A 20,380-nucleotide genomic window follows, 5' to 3' on the forward strand; every position below is an offset into this window, starting at 1 on the left:
GTTTGCCCTGAGAATTTCGGGGCATTTTTTATTAGGTTTATTATGAGTGATCCCATTAAGCACGAATGCGGAATATCATTGATCCGTTTGCTTAAACCCTTGGAGTACTACAAAGAAAAGTACGGTACAGCTTTTTACGGCGTAAACAAGATGTATCTAATGATGGAGAAGCAGCACAACCGCGGACAGGACGGTGCCGGTTTTGCGAGTATTAAAATGGATATGGAACCCGGGGAACGGTACATGAGCCGTGTACGATCGGCCGAGCAACAGCCCATTCAAGATATCTTCGCCCAGATCAACAATCGCATCAATACTGCTTTAAAGCAAAATCCCGATCGAGAAGATGACGTGGCCTGGCAGAAAAAGAACATCCCATACATCGGAGAACTTTTGATGGGACATGTTCGCTACGGAACTTTTGGAAAAAACAGTATAGAAAGTGTACACCCTTTTTTGAGGCAGAACAACTGGATGCACCGTAACCTTATTGTTGCCGGAAACTTTAACATGACCAATGTTGATGAGCTCTTCGGAAATCTGGTGGAATTGGGACAGCACCCCAAGGAAAAGGCCGATACTGTAACGGTGATGGAAAAAATTGGCCATTTTTTGGATGATGCCGTTGCCAAGCTTTACAAACAGATCAAAAAAGAAGGTTATACCAAAAGAGAGGCCTCAGCACTTATCGCCGAACGATTGAACGTAGCCAAAATCTTAAGGAAAGCTTCCAAAAACTGGGATGGCGGTTATGCCATGAGCGGACTTATTGGGCATGGGGATGCCTTTGTGATGCGGGACCCTGCGGGTATCCGTCCGGCCTATTACTATCAAGATGATGAAGTTGTGGTCGTAGCATCGGAACGGCCTGTGATCCAAACCGTTTTCAATGTGAATTTTGAAGATGTGCACGAGTTGAACCCCGGTCATGCCGTAATCATCAAAAAAAGTGGTTCCATGGCCTTGAAACAGATTTTGGAACCTACGGAGCGTAAAGCATGTTCTTTCGAACGTATCTATTTCTCGCGTGGTAGCGATAAGGAAATCTATCAGGAACGAAAAAAACTGGGGAAATTGGTTTTTCCAGAAATCCTGAAGTCCATCGACAACGATTTGGAGAATACTGTTTTCTCCTACATACCCAACACCGCGGAAACGTCGTTCTTTGGAATGGTGAAAGAAGCACAGAATTACCTCAACAAGAAAAAGGAAGAGCAGATTCTGGCCATGGAAGGCAATATCGATAGGGAAGAGCTTCACCGAATCCTCGCCATCCGCCCGCGTATTGAAAAAGTGGCCATTAAGGATGCCAAACTTCGAACTTTTATTACACAAGACAGTAGTCGTGATGATTTGGTAACCCATGTTTACGACATTTCCTATGGTTCCGTAAAAAGCACGGACAATCTTGTGATTATCGACGACAGTATTGTTAGAGGTACCACACTGAAGCGTAGTATCCTCAAAATTTTGGACCGATTATCACCAAAGAAAATCATAGTAGTGTCCTCGGCTCCACAAATCCGCTATCCGGATTGTTACGGTATCGATATGGCCAAACTGGAAGATTTTGTAGCCTTTAAGGCGGCAAAGGCACTTCACGAGGATCACGGCACCACCCATTTGATCGAAGAAATCTATCATAAGTGTGTGGCCCAGACCAAGGCACCGAACAAAGAGGCCATCAATCATGTCAAGGAGTTCTATGCACCTTTCTCGGCCAAACAGATTTCCAAAAAGATTGGAGAAATCCTGTGCCCCGAAGGCATCAATGCAGAGGTTGAGATTATCTATCAAACCATTGAAGGGCTGCACAGCGCCTGTCCTAAAAACTTGGGTGACTGGTACTTTACCGGAAACTACCCAACTCCGGGAGGAAATAGGGTGGTCAATAAGGCTTTTATCAACTTTTTTGAGGGCAAGAACGAGCGTGCCTACTAACGCAAAATGGCTTAAAAAAGCCTGAAAATGTACACTTTATCGATGAATCCCGTAGAACAGCGTCTTTTTATACGACCAGCAACGAGCAATCCTACTTTAGTAACTGCCATAGCATAAGTAGGTTAAGTTCATGGTAAGATTTGGGGCAAAAAAGGTGGAAGCTATTCCACCTTTTTTATTTTGCATACTTCACAAAGCCCTAGCATTTAAGCCACTTTTCTTGATATTTATCAATTATTGGGGTTCAACATACACTTCAACCCATTTACAGGAGTTTCGTCTAAAAGCTTACGCAAGAAATAATCCTCCGCCTTACTTTTGGAGGACCATAGCATAAGTAGGTTAAGTTCATGGTAAGATTTGGGGAAAGAAGGCGGAGCATGCTCCGCCTTCTTTATATTTGACTACCAAGGTTTTATCCATTTTATCGATGAACTGCACGTTTTCTTTTTCTTCAAAAAAGTAAAATATTTTTTAAAACCCTTTGTTATTTCTCACAATACCAGTATTTTAGTCTCGCCATAGCATAAGTAGGTTAAGTTTATGGTAAGATTTGGGACGAAAAGGGTGAGGACTTCCTCGCCCTTTTCTATTTTGAAAAAATTCCAAACAAAAAAAGCCGTGCACTTGGTGCACGGCTTTTTATTTATGAATGAACTAGTTACTATTTACTAGCTGCATAATTTTCGGAAACCTTGTCCCAATTGATCACATTAAAGAATGCTGCAATGTAATCCGGTCTTAGGTTTTGGTAGTGCAAATAGTACGCATGCTCCCAAACATCCAAGCCCAAAATTGGGTATCCCTCACAAGCTACTCCGGGCATAATGGGGTTATCTTGGTTTGGAGTGGAACACACTTCCAATTTACCGCCTTTGTGCACGCACAACCAAGCCCATCCAGAGCCAAACTGCGCAGCTGCAGCATTGGAGAACTTTTCTTTGAAGGCATCGAAGGATCCAAAAGCCTCATCAATCGCGGAAGCCAATTCACCGGATGGTTTTCCGCCTCCGTTTGGGGACATTACTTCCCAGAACAGGCTGTGGTTAAAAAATCCGCCTCCATTGTTCCTCACGGCTCCGTTAGACATGTCCAAATTGGAAAGAATATCCACGATTCCCTTACCTTCCAAGTCAGTTCCTTCAATGGCACCGTTCAGTTTGGTGGTATATCCATTGTGGTGCTTGGTATGGTGGATTTCCATGGTTCTAGCGTCTATATGAGGTTCCAACGCATCGTATGCATACGGTAATTTAGGTAATTCAAAAGCCATAATTATCTTGTTTTTTTAGGTTATTAATCTATTCCCGTAAAAATACGGATTTTAACATTTATATTCCGCTAAAACCATGTTAACATGAGGTAAGGAATCCTTATTTTGCAGGAAAAACGTTTTTGGAGGGGTCTAATTTCAAAATATACAGCGCATCAGCCGGTTCGGGCAAAACCTACGCCCTGGCCAAGGCCTACCTCACCTTGCTGCTCTCCAACGATTCCCTGTTAAAGTTTCGTCAAATACTGGCCATTACCTTTACCAATAAGGCGGTGGAGGAAATGAAGACCCGTATCCTGGACAACTTGTTCGCTTTTGGACAAGAAACTGTGCCCGAAAAACAGAAAAGTCTGTTCGTTACCCTGTGTGAAGAACTTTCCTTAACGGAGGAACAATTGCGACAACGTTCCCAACTCATCCTAAAACGGATTCTTCATAACTATTCCTTTTTTGAAATTTCTACCATAGATAAGTTCAACCACAAAATTATAAAGACCTTTGCCCGCGATCTCCATCTGTCCCAAAATTTTGAGGTAGAGCTCAATCAGGATTTATTGTTGGAAGAGGCCGTAGGGCGCTTGTTGGAACGTGCAGGAAACGATGAAGAGCTCACCGAAGTACTGATTGCCTTTTCCCTCGAAAAAATTGATGATGATAAAAGCTGGGACATTACTTACGATTTGATGGAAATCGGGAAGCTACTGTTCCAGGAAAACCACGCCGAGCATATTGAACCACTCCGTGAAAAATCCATTTCAGATTTTACCCAAATTCAAAAGCTGATTGTCTCAAAAAGCAAGGCTATTCAGGAAAAAGTGAAACAGCTTGCGCAGGATACGCTTTTGGAGATTGAGCGACAAGGTTTTGAGTTTGCTGATTTTCCGCGGCAAACACTGCCTAACCATTTCAAAAAAATGGTGGATGGAGAACTCGACCCAAAAAAATTGTATGCCGCAAAAACATTGGAACCCAATCTGATTGAGGGGAAATTATTGAAGGCCACAGACAAAAGGGATGTGACGAGTTTAGCTGCTTTTATCCTTCAAAATTACCTGAACCTTAAAGAAACTATTTATCGGTACAGTTACCTTCAAAACATCTACGGCAACATCGTTCCAATGACCGTCTTGAACGAAATCGCCAAGGAAATCAAACATATTGAATTGGACAGGGACATTGTGCCCATCTCGTCCCTGAACGCCATTCTGTCCAAAGAAATCAAAAACCAACCGGTTCCTTTTATTTACGAGCGAATGGGCGAAAAATACCGTCATTACTTTATCGATGAGTTTCAGGATACCTCCAAAATGCAATGGGAGAACCTATTGCCCCTTATTGGCAATGCCTTGGAGAGTGAGGATGAAAAGCACGAACGCGGATCTTTGTTTTTGGTGGGCGATGTAAAGCAAGCCATTTATCGCTGGCGGGGTGGCAGGGCCGAGCAATTTCTCCATTTGATTAACGGAAATTCGCATCCTTTTGTAGTGGAACCGAGCGTTCACTCCTTGGATACCAACTGGCGAAGCCAAGACGAAATTGTAAACTTCAACAATAGTTTTTTCACCGTTTCGGCACCCGTCTTGGCCCAAGAGGATTATCGCAATCTTTTTTTGAACGGTTCGCATCAAAAAACAAACAACAAGCCCGGTGGTTACATTCAGCTATCCTTTTTGGATGCCGATTTGGAGGATAAGGACCAAGCATATTGCGAAGAAACTTTAAAGTCGATTCAGTTTATCATTTCTGAAAACCATTCTTATGCGGATATCTGCGTTCTGGTCCGTGATAACAAAAAAGGAATGTTGTTGGCCGATTTCTTGGCCCAGCACCAAATTCCCATCATTTCTTCGGATGCGTTATTGCTCTCCAAGAATGAAAAGGTGATTTTTTTGATTTCCATCCTCCGGATTTTCGAAAATCCCGCAGACCGTGAGGCGGCTTATCATATATTAAGGTATATTAGTGCAGATGGAGAGGGTGAACACGGGTTCATTTCCCAACATTTGGATGATATCGTACCCTTTATGGCCAACGAGCATGGTTTTGATTTGAACCAATTAAAAGGTAAGCCCGTGCTCACCATTTTGGAAACCGCCATAGTTCAATTTAAACTCAACCAAGGTTCCATAGCGCATATTTCCTTTTTGATGGACGAGGTACTCGACCTTGAAAAGAGGGATGGCCCAAGCGTTTATGCCTTTTTAAATTATTGGGAAACCAAAAAAGAATCGCTTTCCATTGCCGCACCGGACGGAGTGGATGCGGTAAAGATCATGACCATCCATAAGGCCAAGGGGCTTGAGTTTCCGTTTGTGATATTTCCGTTTGCCGATTCAACATTGATCAAAAGGGACAAAAAGTCGTGGGTTGCCGCCACATCCCAAGAAGACGAAATAGGGCTGGATGAGTTCCTTTTGAACACCAAGAGCGATATGCTGGAATATAACCCGATAACACAGGCCAAATATGTGGAAGTGGAACAAAAGTCTTTATTAGATGCTATGAACGTGCTGTATGTGGCCCTCACCCGTCCCGAAAAAGGCCTGTTCATTATTACGGAAAAGAGCAAAAAGGAGATCGCAAACATCGAAACTGCTTCATCCTACCAAGACCTTTTCCAGTGGTACGTTCAGCAACAACATGTAAAGGAAACTGAACGCGGCGTGTATACCATTGGTGTTTTTCCTTCGGAAAGCGGTAGGAAAGCTGCTGAACCTGCAGAGAACTATATTCCCTATATCTCTCGAACCGAAACTGATAGTGGTTTCACCATTTCCACCACATCGGGTCGCCTGTGGGACGACGAACGCTTGGAAGCCATCGAAATGGGGAATGTTATCCATTTTGCCTTGAGCCAAATCAAAACAGCAAAAGATGTAGACCCCATTTTGGAACGTTTGGAAATCGAAGGACATTTTCCAAACGAGGCTTCTGCGGACATCAAACAAAAAGTATTGGACGTTGTGAACCATCCGAAATTGGCTGACCTTTTCTCGGAACATCGTACCATTCTAAACGAGCAAGAGATCCTGACTACAGATGGAAAATCGCTGCGTCCCGACCGAATTGTTCTGGATGGAAAACGGGCCATCATCATCGACTACAAAACGGGGAAAGCCTCCCCAAGTCACAAAGAACAGATTGCCAACTACGCAGCTGTTTTGAGCGAAATGGATTTTGAGGTAAAACAATCCATTATTGTTTATATTGACCAACAAATAGACCCTATTTTTGTATAAACCTATTTAAAAGATATGTACGGAAAAATTAAAGAGCATTTGGCCAAAGAGTTGAAGGAAATCGAAGAAGCTGGCCTATTCAAGAAAGAACGTATCATTACCTCGCCCCAAGGTGCTGTGATAAAAATCTCCACGGGAGAAGAGGTCATTAATTTTTGTGCGAACAACTACTTAGGACTATCCTCCCATCCCGAAGTGATCCAGGCCGCCAAGGATTCCATGGACACGCACGGCTTCGGTATGTCGTCAGTTCGCTTTATCTGTGGAACGCAGGACATCCATAAAGAACTGGAGCAAAAAATCGCCCATTTCTATGGAACAGAAGATACCATATTATATGCAGCGGCCTTCGATGCCAATGGTGGGGTTTTTGAGCCCTTGCTCACCGCGGAAGACGCTATTATCTCCGATTCGCTGAACCACGCTTCCATTATCGATGGGGTGCGTTTGTGCAAGGCAAAACGTTACCGCTATGCGAACAACGATATGGCCGATTTGGAGAAACAACTCCAACAAAGCAATGCGGATGGGGCCCGATTCAAGATTATTGTGACAGATGGAGTGTTCTCCATGGATGGTTTATTGGCTCCATTGGACAAAATATGTGATTTAGCAGATAAATACGATGCCTTGGTCATGATAGATGAGTGCCATGCTGCCGGATTTATTGGCGAAACAGGCCGTGGTACCTTGGAAGAAAAGGGTGTAATGGACCGCATCGACATTATTACCGGTACTTTGGGCAAGGCCCTGGGCGGTGCAATGGGAGGTTACACTACTGGCAAAAAGGAAATCATAGAAATGCTCCGCCAGCGCTCCAGACCTTATTTGTTCTCCAATTCCTTGGCCCCCGCCATTGTAGGAGCTTCTATTAAGGTATTCGACATGTTGGATAAGGACACTTCCTTGCGAGATAAGCTACAACATAACACAGAATACTTTAAAAAAGGCATGAAAGAAGCTGGCTTTGATATTATCGACGGTGATTCCGCCATAGTCCCCGTAATGCTTTATGATGCCAAGCTATCCCAAGATATGGCAGATATGCTGCTAAAAGAGGGCATTTATGTGATAGGTTTCTTCTATCCCGTGGTTCCCAAGGACAAGGCAAGAATACGTGTGCAGCTCTCTGCGGCCCACGAAAAGGAGCATTTGGACCAAGCAATTAATGCCTTTATTAAAGTAGGAAAGTCGTTAAATGTCATCTAAAATCGACGAAATGCAATAAATCTTCTGGCAAATGAGTCAAAAAAAAAGAAATTTAGATTTTGTTAATAAGTCTTAACAACTTACATTTGCTGCTGATAAACACTTAAACTTAAAATTTTGAGCATGAAACATCTTAGCAAATTATTGGTTGTTGCTCTTGTATTTGTAGGGATCAACAGCATACAAGCGCAAGACGAAAATAATCCCTGGCAGGTAAGCATAGGGGTGAATGCAATAGACGTCTATCCTACAAATGATGAGAACAACCCGTTCTCCAGTACTACATTGTTCGATGAGTACTTCAACGTAACCGATCACTGGAACATTTTGCCATCTGTATCATACATTGGCGTTTCCAAGTACATCGGTGATGGTTTCTCTGTAGGAGCTAGAGGTTCTTTGAACAGAATCGAAAAATTGGGAGACTTCGATGCCGATGATCTTTCTCACTACGCTATAGATGGTACCATTAAGTATAACATCCTTAAAAACACCGTAGTTGATCCTTTCGTAGAGATCGGTGGTGGTTATACTTGGGTTGATGAAATCGGTGCTGGTACCGTTAACGGTGGTATTGGTGTTAACTTCTGGTTTTCTGACAACCTTGGTTTCACACTTCAAACACAATATAAGCACGCTTTCGAGGATTACTTGGTAAAGCACTTCCAGCACATGGCTGGTCTTAGTATCAAATTTGGTGGTACTGACACTGATGGTGATGGTATCTACGACAAAGACGATGCTTGTCCAGAAGTAGCTGGTCTAGCGGCTTTCAACGGATGTCCTGATTCTGACGGTGACGGTATCGAAGATGCTAAAGATGCTTGTCCTAATGAAGCTGGTTCCAAAGAAATGAACGGATGTCCTGATTCTGACGGTGACGGTGTTGCCGATAAAGATGATGCATGTCCAAACACTGCTGGTCTTCCTGCACTAGCTGGTTGTCCTGATGCTGACGGTGACGGTGTTGCCGATAAAGATGATGAGTGTCCTAACGAAGCTGGACCTGCCGCTAACAACGGATGCCCTTGGCCAGATTCTGACGGTGACGGTGTACTTGACAAAGATGATCAGTGTCCAGAGGTTGCCGGTACTGTTGCTAACAACGGATGCCCAGAAGTAACTGAGGAAGTTCAGAAGCAATTGAACGACTACGCTAGAACTATCTTGTTCGATACTGGTAAGTCTTCTATCAAAGCAGAATCTACTTCTGTAATGGTTGACATCATCCAAATCTTGAACGAGTATCCTACCGCTAAGTTTACTGTAGAAGGTCACACTGACAGCGTAGGTAGCGACCAATTGAACCAAAAACTTTCTGAGGAAAGAGCTAACTCTGTTAGAAACTTCTTGATCGACAAAGGAATCGATGCTGGTAGATTGACTGCCATCGGTTACGGTGAAGAGAAGCCAATCGCTACCAACAACACAAGAGCTGGTAGAGCACAGAACAGACGAGTTGAAATCAACTTGGTGAAGTAAAAAAGAAACAAAGTTTTCTTAAAAAAGGCTCCGCAAATGCGGGGCCTTTTTTATTTTTAATCCATGCAGCAGACTTTTCTCGAATATGTGCTGGACGACCTGGCAAATAAGCAACTGGACATTACCCAATGTACCTTTGTGCTTCCTAGTAAACGTTCAGGAACATTCTTGAAAAAGTATATCACCGAACGCCTTGTAAAAAACATATTCAGTCCAGAAATACTATCCATTCAAGAATTCATCGGAAATCTTACGGATATCAAGCAAGCTTCCAACATTGATTTGTTGTTGGCGCTCTATGAAATATACAAAGCTTCGCAAAAAGAAGACCCGGATGACTTTGCCTCCTTTATGAATTGGGGACAAACCCTATTGCAGGATTTTAATGAAATCGACGGCTACCTTATTCCGGCGAAAGACATCTTAAATTACCTTTCCGCCATCAAGGAAATCAACCACTGGTCCACCAGCAAGGACAAATCCGAACTTGTGGAAAATTACCTGCAGCTGTGGAAGAACCTAGAAAGTATTTACGAACACTTTTACGCCAGCTTGATAGCACAAAAACTCGGCTACCAAGGATTGATTCAACGAGAAGCGGTAAAAGTACTTCAACAAGAAAGTCCCAAGGGAAATGAATCAAACCCCATCATATTTGTGGGCTTTAATGCATTGAACAATGCAGAGTCAAACATTATCCAGCACTATCTGGAAACAGGAAATTCCCACATCTACTGGGATATCGATTCCTATTTTTTGAACGACCCTATCCATGATGCAGGCCTTTTTATTCGGAACTATCAGTTTAATTGGCCCTATTACAAACATGGGCACAAAATAACCCCACAGAACAACTTTCTCTCCAAAAAGAATATCGTTATTACAGGAGTATCCAAAAACATCTCACAGACAAAGTATGTGGGTCAATTATTGGGGGAGCTCGATACAAACAGCGAGATAGACATCAAAAAGACTGCCTTGGTCCTTGCCGATGAGACTTTGCTCAACCCGATGTTGCATGCGGTACCAGAGAATATTCCAGAAGTGAACATCACCATGGGAATGCCCTTGAACAAAACGGTACTCTACTCCTTTTTTATCAGTTATCTGGAGCTTCAACTTAACGCTTCGGAGAATGGATGGTTCTACAAGCGCGTACTGGAATTCATTTCCAATCCGTATGCCTTAACGCTCTCCACTGAAGATCAGGGGAATTTTGCCCAAAAAATGTCCAAGGACATCAAAGAACACAACCTTATACATCTCAATAAGGCGGCCATAACGAAATATCCAAAAGCCCAAACGTTGTTGTCGGTTATCTTTCCCGATACGGTCCCAAGCCCCATGGAATGGATACAACACAGTTTAACACTCATTGAGCGCCTTAAGACCATCTACCAAAAAGAAAAAAATGCGCTCGAACTGGAATATTTGTATCGATTTTATGCGCTTTTTAATCAATTAGGGCAGTATTTGGACAAAGTGGATTTTATGGGTGAACTGAAATCCATCAAAAACTTGTTCAAACAATTGGCCAATATGGAGTCATTGGATTTTATCGGTCAGCCGCTGACCGGTTTTCAGATTATGGGGATGTTGGAAAGTCGAAACTTGGATTTTGAAACGGTTATCATCACCTCAGTGAACGAAGGCATACTGCCCTCGGGAAAATCGAACAATTCCTTTATTCCTTTTGATGTGAAACGGGATTACGGCCTTCCCACTTACAAGGAAAAAGATGCCATCTACGTCTATCACTTTTACCGCCTGATTCAGCGCGCGAAGAACATTTACATTACCTATAATACCGAACCTGATGTCCTGGAAGGTGGCGAGAAAAGCAGACTGATAACCCAATTGCTCACCGATGAACGATTAAAAGCCAATGTAAAGCACTCCATTGCCACACCAAAAATTACCATTGAGGCCAAACAGCCTATCCAAATCCAAAAGGATAAAAAGTTCATGGAGGATTTAAAAGCGTTTGCCCAAAAAGGGTTTTCGCCCACCTCGCTGACCAATTATATTAAGAATCCTATCGATTTTTACACAAGAAATATCCTTAAAATCAATGATTTGGATGAAGTGGAGGAAAATATAGCGGCCAACACATTTGGCACCATTATCCACGATAGTTTGGAGCAGCTCTACACTCCTCTCATTGGTAACAGGTTGACCGAGGAACATATCAAAAACTTAAAAAAAGAAGTGCCCCAGGTGGTGCAACATCATTTTGGCAAAAATCTATCTGGGGTCGATGTTTCCATAGGAAGGTTTCTGTTGGTGTACAATGTTATCCTGAAATATCTGTACAACTTCTTTGACAACGAAATGCACCAACTAAAGCGTCATCACATCAAAATACTGGCTTTAGAAGAACGTTATGAAGCATTGATAAACGTTCCAGAACTAGACTTTCCCATCAAGCTAAAAGGAACTTTGGACCGTGTGGATGAATTTGACGGTACCATCCGTATCATCGACTACAAAACGGGCAAAGTAGAGTCCAAAAACGTGAAAATCACGGATTGGGAAGACTTGATTACAGATTACGACAAGAGCAAAGCCTTTCAATTGTTATGCTATGCCTACCTGTATGCCAAAAAGCACGGCAAAACGGATGTCGAAGCAGGAATCATCTCCTTTAAAAAACTGAGCCAAGGGCTATTACCTTTTTCAGAGGTCAAGGATACCCGAATACACTCGGATACCCTTGCCCAATTTGAAACTTACCTATTTCGATTAATTGGGGAGATTTGTGATGCCACAATTCCCCTAACAGAGAAAATCGACTGATTATTTTAGATCCGGACGTGTGGGACGCACCTCGATTTTACTGGGCAAGGTACGTGGATGCATCGTCAATAAATCAATGACCAACTTTCCAATGTCCTCCGGTTGAATTTTCCATGCATCCTTGTCGGATGGTTCATTGTTGTTGAAATGTGATGCTACCGAACCGGGCATAATGGTGGTGACCTTGATGTTGTATGGCCGTAAATCGAGCATAGCAGCTTGGGTAAATCCGACCACTCCAAACTTAGTGGCGTTATAGCCTGCTCCCTGTGCAAAAAAGTTAGTGCCTGCCAAACTGGCCAAGGTCATATAATACCCTTCAGATTTTTTCAGCGCATCAACTGAAGCTTTTAAGGTATGATACACTCCATTCAAGTTGGTATCGATCATTTGGTGCCATTTGTCATCACCCAACTCATCGACGGGTGCAAAATGTCCAACCCCTGCATTGGCCATCACTACATCCAATTGTCCCCATTTATCCAATATGGCGGCGACTGCCTTTTGTTCATCTTCCAATTGGGAAACATCGGATACCAATCCCAAAACATGGTCGGGGTGGTCTAACCCTTTTACGGCAGCATCGGCACTTTCTTGACTACGGCCACTAATGGCCACTTTCATGCCTTGCTCCAATAAACTTTCGGCAATTCCGTATCCGATACCTTTGGTACCTCCTGTAATATATGCTACTTTTCCTTCTAGTTTCATGTTGATTTTGTTTTCAAGTAAAGTTCAAAAAAGCAGGGGCCAAATACAAAAAATCCATCCTAAAGGATGGTTAATGTTTGAATGTGGTCTGACTTTACTGAAAATTGATACTTTTATTTCATCTTAAAAATCGAAACCCATACCGTACCAGAAATCCCAAAGCACCAACGGCTGCAGGAATATGGTGTGGGCATTTTTGAAGCATACCCCACAAAATCGGCACTGAAAAAAGCGTTAAAGAAAGGATACATCAAAGTAGATGGCAGGATCGCCAGCACAGCTACACTCATCTTTGGTGGCGAGCAAATTTCCTTGGACATTCCCCTAGAAACCACTACCAAGAGATCCTTTGCATTGCCCTTGAACGTATTGTTCGAAGATGACTATTTGGCCATCATCCACAAACCCGCTGGAATTGAAGTGAGCGGAAACAAGTTCAAGACCCTTGCCAACGCCTTGCCTAGAAACCTTGAACCGAGTTCACTTTCGGATGCCACCATACCTCAACCCGTCCACCGATTGGATTATGCTACTACGGGAATTGTTTTGGTGGGCAAAACCGCCAGTAGCATTCGTGCTTTGAATAAATTGTTTGAAGAAAAAAAGATTGTCAAAACCTATTATGCAATTACCATTGGCACCATGAAACCAAATGGCAGGATTGAAACAGAAATTGACGGTAAACCAGCACAATCTGATTACGAAGTTATGAAATCTGTCCCCTCCGACCGTTTCGGCTTTCTGAATTTAGTGAAATTGCATCCCAAAACGGGCAGAAGGCATCAGTTGCGCAAACACCTGTTCAGTATAGGTCATCCGATTCTTGGCGATAAGGATTATGGCTTAGACAAGTTGATTCTAAAAGGCAAAGGTTTATACTTACACGCCTTTTCCCTGGAATTTGAGCATCCGTCCACTAAAAGAGTCATATATGTTATGGATGAGCTTCCAGAGAAATTTGGGAAGATATTCGATGGCAAAGGAGGATAAACTTTCGGGCAGAAGGTTCTTTGGCGATTTTAATATGCAGACCATTCCCATTGCTGCCAAACAACACTTCATTAAGGTTAAAATCAATATATTTAGGATTCTTAACTCTTTTATCTGCTAAATGAAAGCGTTGAAAATACAGTTCAAGAAAAAAAGACTTTACGCCAATTTGATTATAGGTGTCATTTGGCTTGTTTTTGCAGTAATCATTTTATTTACCGAAAAAGAAAACCATTGGATGATTTATGTGTATCCCATTATCGGCTTTTTATATCTGGGGCAATACTGGTATGATTCAACCTTTCAATACTTAATTATCGACGATAACACTCTCCAAAGGAATGTTTTTTATGGGACGAACAGAAAAATAGCATTAAAAGATATTACCTGGATAAAAAAATTCGCAGGTGATTATATCTTAAAATCCGACAAGAAGGATATGCATATCGACCTACGCCTCATAGATGAGTCTTCGTTGGACGAATTGAACAAGGTTTTGGCCAACTTGAACCTACCCGCAGATAAAACTCCTTTTCCAAGTGCCTTTTAACACTTTCGGTACAGTTCAAAAAAATCATAAATAAAAAACACCCTGTAAATGGCGTGCTTTTACGTTTTTGTGGAGAATACCGTCCCGATGGCTATCGGGAGAACCGGTGCCTTTCCGAACGCCTTCGGAACGCTCTAGCCAACACCTTTCCCGACCAGAAACTCAATATATTTCCTGCTTTTCTTCCTTTTAATATCCTTTTCCCGAGTCATTGCTTCGCTCCGGGTGAAATACCTTTCTGTATACTTTACCTCCCAGTCCTTTGCAGTTTTAGTGTATTTTGACCTGCCGCTATTATGGCGGTTCATCCTGTCATCCAAATCCTGACTGTGCCCCACATAATATCGGTCCAACGATTTACTATAAATGATGTAGACAAAATATTCCATAAAAAAAGCACCTCACAAATGAGGTGCTTTTACAACTTTTGGTGGAGAATACCGGATTCGAACCGGTGGCCTCTTGCCTGCCAGGCAAGCGCTCTAGCCAACTGAGCTAATCCCCCAAAGAGAGCGCAAAATAACTACTTTTTTCTGAAAGTATCAAAATTTGCGCTACTTCCTTAATCTTTTTTAACGCTTAGGACCAATACAGGTATCTTCACAAAGAACTCCGACTTGGGAATCGTGTTCTTTTCCCAAAGCTTTTTAAAGAACCCTCGCTTTCTTCTAAAAACACATAATATATCGGGCTGCTCTTTTTGGAAGTATTCCGTTACGCCCAAGTACGTAGTTCCATTTTCGGTAATGGTCAACTGGGAGCTTAAATCCATCAAAGCGGTATTCACTTTTAAATCGTCCTCGGTGTATCCTGGTCTTTTCACCAACAGTAGACTGACTTCCGACCTGAACTTGTTTTTAATGATGATCAATGGATTCAAAATACTGCTGCGTTTCAATATTCCCGATCCAAACGCGGTCAATATCTTTTTTGCAGGCTTAAAAGTGGTTCCTTTAGGAACGATCAATGTCGGAATCTCGGTCTGTTTAATGATTCGACCTGAGGTATTGCCCAAATAAAGCTCCTCTTGGATATCGTTGCTTTTTGGGGCGATAATAATCAAATCGATGCCCAGTTCCTTGTGAATGCTCTTCAAACCGTCAATAATATCGCCATTGTACGTGGCCATTTTAATGTCGATTCCCTTGGTATCAACTTGGTCGATGACCTCCTTTAAATGTTCCTTACTGCTTTTTGCCACTTTTTCTTCCACATTGGCCAAGCTGCCCACCGCCGTAGTCACGGTGAACACATCCATCACATAGACTTTGGCTCCGAATTCGGATGCAAAGTCGACCGCATATTGCAGGGTTTGATGTGAATCTGGAGAAGTTCCAATGGGTACAAGAATATTGTTCATGGTTTGGTGATTACGATTAAACCTTAAATTTACAATTTAATTGAAACGAATCAATGATAAGACGCGCAAAGATATCTGAAATCCCCGATATCTTGACCATAACCCAAGCTTGTGCCAAAAATATGCAAGAGAACGGTATTTTTCAATGGAACGAGCACTATCCCTCCAAAGAGGCTTTTCAAAAAGATATTGACCGCGGTGAACTTTTTGTGATTGAAGAAAAAAACACTGTTCAAGGCACTATCGTTATTTCCACGGTAATGGATGAAGAATACAAACCCATTCAATGGCTTACCCCCAACGGAAACAGTGTTTACATCCATCGGCTTTCCGTGCACCCAAACCTTCAGGGGAAAGGACTTGCCCAACAAATGATGGATTTTGCAGAAAACCATGCCAGTGAACACAGGTTTGTCTCGGTCCGATTGGACACTTTTTCCCAGAACAAAAGAAACCAGCGTTTTTATGAACAAAGAGGATATCAAAAACTCGGGGACATATTCTTTCCCAAACAAAGCGTGCATCCTTTTCATTGTTATGAATTAGTGCTGTAACTTGCGCCCGATTTGAGCACGCAGGTAAACTTCAAGAGCATCAACCAATTGGCAATCCCTGCAACCATTTCTGGGATTGCGGAACCAATCCTCTCCATTACGGACACGGCCATAGTGGGCAACATTCCCGTAGACGGGTTGGAATCGCTTGCCGCAGCAGGCATCGTAGGCTCCTTTTTGTCCATGCTGATTTGGGTTTTGGGCCAAACCCGTAGTTCCATTTCGGCCATCATTTCCCAATATTTGGGTGCAGGTAGGTTGGACGAGGTAAAAAATATGCCCGCACAGGCCATTTTTCTCAACATCTGTTTGAGCATCGTAGTGCTGCTGACCACCATTTTTGTGATCGAAGAGATTTTTGCGCTCTTTAATGCGTCGGGAAAAATATTGGAGTATTGTGTATCCTACTATTCCATTCGGGTTTGGGGATTCCCGCTTACCCTGTTCACCTTTGCCATCTTTGGTATTTTCCGTGGATTGCAGAACACTTTCTACCCTATGGTCATCGCCATGTTGGGGGCTGGGCTCAACATTGTTTTGGACTTTGTCCTTGTCTACGGTATCGAAGGGTTTGTTCCAGCTCTGTATTTGGAAGGAGCTGCATGGGCAAGCTTGATCGCGCAGGCCATTATGGCCATACTCGCACTCATTTTATTGGTAAAAAAGACAGATATCAGCATGAAATTGACCTTTCCGCTGAACAAGGAAATCAAACGGTTAATTTTTATGAGCCTCAATCTCTTTGTACGCACCTTAGCATTGAATGCGGCCCTGATGCTTGCCGTGCGCGAAGCTACCACCTTGGGGGACCGATTTATCGGAGCACATACCATCGCTGTCAACCTTTGGTTGTTTGCCGCCTTTTTTATTGATGGCTATGCCGCTGCCGGAAACAGTATGGGCGGAAAGCTTTTGGGCGCTGCCGATTACGACGGGCTATGGAAGTTGGCCAAGACCATCTTTAAATATGGGATGATCGTAAGTCTTGTTCTCATGTGCTTTGGATTCATTTTTTACCGTCCCATCGGGCACCTTTTTTCCAATGAGGAAATCGTCCTCAATACTTTTTACAGTATTTTTTATATCGTGATTTTAGGGTTGCCCATGAACACTTTGGCTTTCATTTTTGATGGGATTTTTAAAGGTATGGGCGAAATGAAATACCTGCGGAATGTGCTCTTGGCAGCAACATTCTTAGGGTTTATCCCTTGTCTTTATTTGGGCATGTATCTGGGTCTTGGTTTTTATGCCATCTGGATTGCCTTTGTGGTCTGGATGATGATTCGTGGATTCTCACTGGTCTGGAAATTTAGGCGAAAGTTCCGGCCCTTGGTGCAAAACCCTTAATTTAGTGCTTTGCCATTTGATAATCGACGAAAATGACAACAGATAGAACCAACGGAAGTCTATACACCAAAATAGAAAACGGAATCGCAACCGTGGAATTTGGCCACCCTGCCAGCAACTCCTTTGTGTCCGAGCTTTTGGCTCGACTTACCCGGGAATTTGAAAAACTTACCGAAAACAAAGAAGTTTCGGTCATCCTTTTAAAATCTGAAGGCGAACGGGCCTTTTGCGCCGGTGCCTCTTTTGACGAATTGGTGGCTGTTTCCAACTTGCAGGAAGGCAAGCAGTTTTTTAGCGGCTTCGCCCATGTTATCAATGCCATGCGTAAATGTCCCAAACCCATTATTGGCCGGGTTCAAGGCAAGACCGTTGGTGGTGGCGTCGGATTGGCATCGGCCTGCGATTATGTGCATGCTACTGTGGAGGCTGCCATCAAACTATCGGAAATTTCCATTGGAATCGGTCCCTTTGTTATCGCCCCAGCCGTGGAACGAAAAATGGGAAAAGCTGCTTTGGCAGAGCTCACGTTGTATCCCACTGAATGGAAAAATGCCTATTGGGCCAAAGAACAAGGACTTTACGCCAAGGTATATGATTCCATCGTAGATATGGACAAGGAGGTGGACATTCATTTGCAGAAATTGGCAACCTATAATCCCGAAGCTCTTTCCGAAATGAAAAAAGTACTTTGGGAAGGAACGGAGCACTGGGACGACCTATTACTGGAACGGGCCGAAGCTTCAGGAAGATTGGCACTGTCTCCGAATACTAAAAAAGCATTGGAAAAGTTTAAAAAATAAAAAAAGTTATGAATGATTTAGTTTTCCCCATATTGGCCCTTTTCGTAATCGTGGTCTATGTGGTGAACAGAATACGAAGCAACCGACGTTACAAAAAATAAATGAAGAACATTGCCCTGCCTAAAGGCAAAAAAGTCTATTTCGCGAGCGACAACCACCTCGGAGCCCCAACCCGAACGGATAGTTTGCCCCGTGAAAAAAAATTCGTGGCTTGGCTCGACTCCATTAAGGACGATGCAGGTGCCATTTTTTTGATGGGCGACCTGTTCGACTTTTGGTTTGAATACAAAACCGTGGTTCCCAAAGGCTTTACCCGCACCTTGGGAAAACTGGCAGAGCTATCGGACATGGGCATTCCTATCACCTATTTTGTGGGCAACCACGACCTTTGGATGAACGGCTACTTCGAAGAAGAACTCAATATTCCCGTTTACCATAAACCGAAGCAATTCCTCATCAACGACACTTCCTTTTTTATCGGACATGGGGATGGATTAGGGCCTCACGACAAAGGCTTCAAACGAATGAAGAAAGTGTTTACCAATCCCGTGGCCAAATGGTTTTTTAAATGGTTGCATCCCGATTTGGGTGTTCGCCTGGGTCAGCATCTATCCGTAAACAACAAAATAATATCCGGTGAAGCGGATGCCAAATTCTTAGGTGAGGATAAGGAATGGTTGATTTTATACGCGAAACGAAAGTTGGAACAGCAACACTACGACCATTTTATTTTTGGACATCGCCATCTGCCCATGGAAATCCAACTCAACGAAAAATCGAAATATACCAACCTCGGGGATTGGATTTCCTATTTTACCTATGCTGTTTTTGATGGCGAAAAGTTGACTTTGGAGAAATTGGAAGGTTAGTCCTCCTTCTCGTGCTCATCAATGTCCTTTTGAAGGTCCAATCGCCTAAAGGTAGGTGATACCAAGGCCGTGGTTCCAGCGGTCAAAAGCGTCATACATCCTCCAAAAACCACCGCTGTGACGGTGCCCATCAATTTGGCCGCCAATCCACTTTCAAAGGCACCCAGCTCATTGGAAGACCCGACGAACATGGAATTTACCGAAGCCACCCTGCCCCGCATATTGTCCGGAGTCTTTAATTGCAAAATGGTTTGGCGTATGATCATCGAAACACCATCTACCGCACCACTAAGGAACAAGGCAATCACCGATAACCAAAATAACTCCGACAATCCGAAGACAATAATACAGACGCCGAAGGCGAACACGGCCCACAGCAATTTTTTCCCAGCATTTTTATGCAACGGAAATCGGGTGGAGCCCAACATGGTGATGGAAGCTCCCACCGCTGGAGCCGCCCTCAAAATTCCGAATCCTTCAGAACCCACATGCAAAATATCCTGTGCATAAACGGGCAAAAGTGCTACGGCCCCTCCAAAAAGCACGGCGATCATATCCAAAGTAAGCGCTCCAAAAATGGCCTTGTTCCCAAAAACAAACTTGAGTCCATCGCGTAGACTTTGGAAAACTGGCTCTCCCAATTTTGGGTTCATAATGGGTTTTTTGGGGATTTGGAACAAGAACATCAAAGCCACTAGCGAAAAGCCAAAAATAACGCACATGCTCCAGTGCACTCCTATCCAACTTATGGAGAATCCGGCCAAGGCAGGGCCTAAAACGGATGCCAATTGCCATGTGGAGCTGCTCCACGTAGCTGCGTTCGGATATATTTTTTTGGGAACGATCAACGCAATCAACGAAAAAATGGTCGGTCCTAAAAACGAGCGCACAAATCCGCCCAAAAAAACCAAGGCATAAATGGAATAGAGAATGGTTTTGGATTCCCAAGATGCTTCAAGTCCGGGCCAACTCAACAAAAACAGCCCCAGACTGATTACGGAAAATCCTGCAATACAGGTCACCAGCAAATTCCGTTTCTCTTTCTGGTCCACGATATGGCCCGCGAAAAGTGCCATGCTCACTGCGGGAATGACCTCCATCAATCCAATAATCCCCAATGAAAGCGGGTCCTTGGTCAACGAATACACTTGCCACTCAATCACAATAAACTGCATGGACCATGCAAATACCATGGCAAAGCGTACAATCAAAAATATGTTGAATTCCTTATAGCGGAGCGCTGCGTAGGGGTCCATAAG

The 20,380-nt window shown here is 43.2% G+C and carries 16 protein-coding genes and 1 tRNA gene; 11 read left to right on the forward strand and 6 right to left on the reverse strand.

Going from position 1 to position 20,380, the window contains the following annotated elements; translation table 11 throughout:
- The first annotated feature begins 42 nt into the window (after positions 1–42).
- On the forward strand, positions 43–1,941 hold the full coding sequence (locus tag RBB12_RS02090; RefSeq protein WP_306012604.1) for an amidophosphoribosyltransferase: 1,899 nt from the start codon (positions 43–45) through the stop codon (positions 1,939–1,941).
- A gap of 664 nt (positions 1,942–2,605) precedes the next feature.
- Here the strand turns inward: RBB12_RS02090 and RBB12_RS02095 are convergent.
- On the reverse strand, positions 2,606–3,214 hold the full coding sequence (locus RBB12_RS02095) for a superoxide dismutase (RefSeq protein ID WP_306012605.1): 609 nt from the start codon (positions 3,212–3,214) through the stop codon (positions 2,606–2,608).
- A 122-nt stretch (positions 3,215–3,336) separates the two neighbouring features.
- On the opposite strand from RBB12_RS02095, the gene RBB12_RS02100 reads away from it, so the two are divergent.
- The 4 genes from RBB12_RS02100 (at position 3,337) to RBB12_RS02115 (ending at position 11,940) form a co-directional block, all read left to right on the forward strand.
- Positions 3,337–6,453, forward strand: a complete 3,117-nt coding sequence (locus tag RBB12_RS02100; RefSeq protein ID WP_306012606.1) for an exodeoxyribonuclease V subunit beta — start codon at positions 3,337–3,339, stop codon at positions 6,451–6,453.
- A gap of 15 nt (positions 6,454–6,468) precedes the next feature.
- Complete coding sequence (gene kbl, locus RBB12_RS02105) at positions 6,469–7,662, forward strand: glycine C-acetyltransferase (protein ID WP_306012607.1); 1,194 nt, start codon at positions 6,469–6,471, stop codon at positions 7,660–7,662.
- A 123-nt stretch (positions 7,663–7,785) separates the two neighbouring features.
- A complete protein-coding gene (locus tag RBB12_RS02110; RefSeq protein ID WP_179383141.1) occupies positions 7,786–9,144 on the forward strand; it encodes an OmpA family protein in 1,359 nt (452 codons plus the stop codon).
- Positions 9,145–9,207: 63 nt separating this feature from the next.
- A complete protein-coding gene (locus RBB12_RS02115; protein ID WP_306012608.1) occupies positions 9,208–11,940 on the forward strand; it encodes a PD-(D/E)XK nuclease family protein in 2,733 nt (910 codons plus the stop codon).
- On the opposite strand, the gene RBB12_RS02120 is transcribed toward RBB12_RS02115, so the two are convergent.
- Positions 11,941–12,651: an SDR family oxidoreductase gene (locus RBB12_RS02120; protein WP_306012609.1), complete on the reverse strand. Its 711-nt coding sequence runs from the start codon at positions 12,649–12,651 to the stop codon at positions 11,941–11,943. It lies immediately after the preceding gene.
- Positions 12,652–12,837: 186 nt separating this feature from the next.
- On the opposite strand from RBB12_RS02120, the gene RBB12_RS02125 reads away from it, so the two are divergent.
- Positions 12,838–13,641: an RluA family pseudouridine synthase gene (locus tag RBB12_RS02125; RefSeq protein ID WP_306012610.1), complete on the forward strand. Its 804-nt coding sequence runs from the start codon at positions 12,838–12,840 to the stop codon at positions 13,639–13,641.
- 121 nt (positions 13,642–13,762) lie between these two features.
- Positions 13,763–14,191, forward strand: a complete 429-nt coding sequence (locus RBB12_RS02130; protein ID WP_306012611.1) for a hypothetical protein — start codon at positions 13,763–13,765, stop codon at positions 14,189–14,191.
- A gap of 134 nt (positions 14,192–14,325) precedes the next feature.
- Here the strand turns inward: RBB12_RS02130 and RBB12_RS02135 are convergent, their stop codons facing one another.
- The 3 genes from RBB12_RS02135 to RBB12_RS02145 all read right to left on the reverse strand — a co-directional run bounded on the left by RBB12_RS02135 (position 14,326) and on the right by RBB12_RS02145 (position 15,551).
- On the reverse strand, positions 14,326–14,580 hold the full coding sequence (locus tag RBB12_RS02135) for a GIY-YIG nuclease family protein (protein ID WP_306012612.1): 255 nt from the start codon (positions 14,578–14,580) through the stop codon (positions 14,326–14,328).
- A gap of 39 nt (positions 14,581–14,619) precedes the next feature.
- A tRNA-Ala gene (locus RBB12_RS02140) sits at positions 14,620–14,696 on the reverse strand.
- A gap of 57 nt (positions 14,697–14,753) precedes the next feature.
- Positions 14,754–15,551 (reverse strand): universal stress protein, encoded by a 798-nt coding sequence (locus tag RBB12_RS02145; RefSeq protein WP_293281011.1) that lies wholly within the window; start codon positions 15,549–15,551, stop codon positions 14,754–14,756.
- A gap of 53 nt (positions 15,552–15,604) precedes the next feature.
- Between RBB12_RS02145 and RBB12_RS02150 the strand changes: the two genes are divergently transcribed.
- The 4 genes from RBB12_RS02150 (at position 15,605) to RBB12_RS02165 (ending at position 19,121) form a co-directional block, all read left to right on the forward strand.
- Entirely contained in the window at positions 15,605–16,105 is a 501-nt protein-coding gene (locus tag RBB12_RS02150; protein ID WP_306012613.1) for a GNAT family N-acetyltransferase, read from the forward strand.
- A 12-nt stretch (positions 16,106–16,117) separates the two neighbouring features.
- The gene (locus tag RBB12_RS02155) at positions 16,118–17,452 is read left to right on the forward strand and encodes an MATE family efflux transporter (RefSeq protein ID WP_306012614.1); all 1,335 of its coding nucleotides are present in this window, start codon (positions 16,118–16,120) and stop codon (positions 17,450–17,452) included.
- 32 nt (positions 17,453–17,484) lie between these two features.
- On the forward strand, positions 17,485–18,252 hold the full coding sequence (locus RBB12_RS02160; RefSeq protein WP_306012615.1) for an enoyl-CoA hydratase/isomerase family protein: 768 nt from the start codon (positions 17,485–17,487) through the stop codon (positions 18,250–18,252).
- Between the two features lie 101 nt (positions 18,253–18,353).
- Positions 18,354–19,121, forward strand: coding sequence for a UDP-2,3-diacylglucosamine diphosphatase (locus RBB12_RS02165; RefSeq protein WP_306012616.1), 768 nt, complete (start codon positions 18,354–18,356; stop codon positions 19,119–19,121).
- Here the strand turns inward: RBB12_RS02165 and RBB12_RS02170 are convergent.
- Positions 19,118–20,377 (reverse strand): MFS transporter, encoded by a 1,260-nt coding sequence (locus RBB12_RS02170; RefSeq protein WP_306012617.1) that lies wholly within the window; start codon positions 20,375–20,377, stop codon positions 19,118–19,120. The genes RBB12_RS02165 and RBB12_RS02170 overlap by 4 nt on opposite strands.
- Positions 20,378–20,380 lie beyond the last annotated feature (3 nt).

This window comes from Allomuricauda sp. MMSF_3307 (genome assembly GCF_030733585.1).
In the GTDB taxonomy this organism is placed as follows: Bacteria; Bacteroidota; Bacteroidia; order Flavobacteriales; family Flavobacteriaceae; genus Flagellimonas.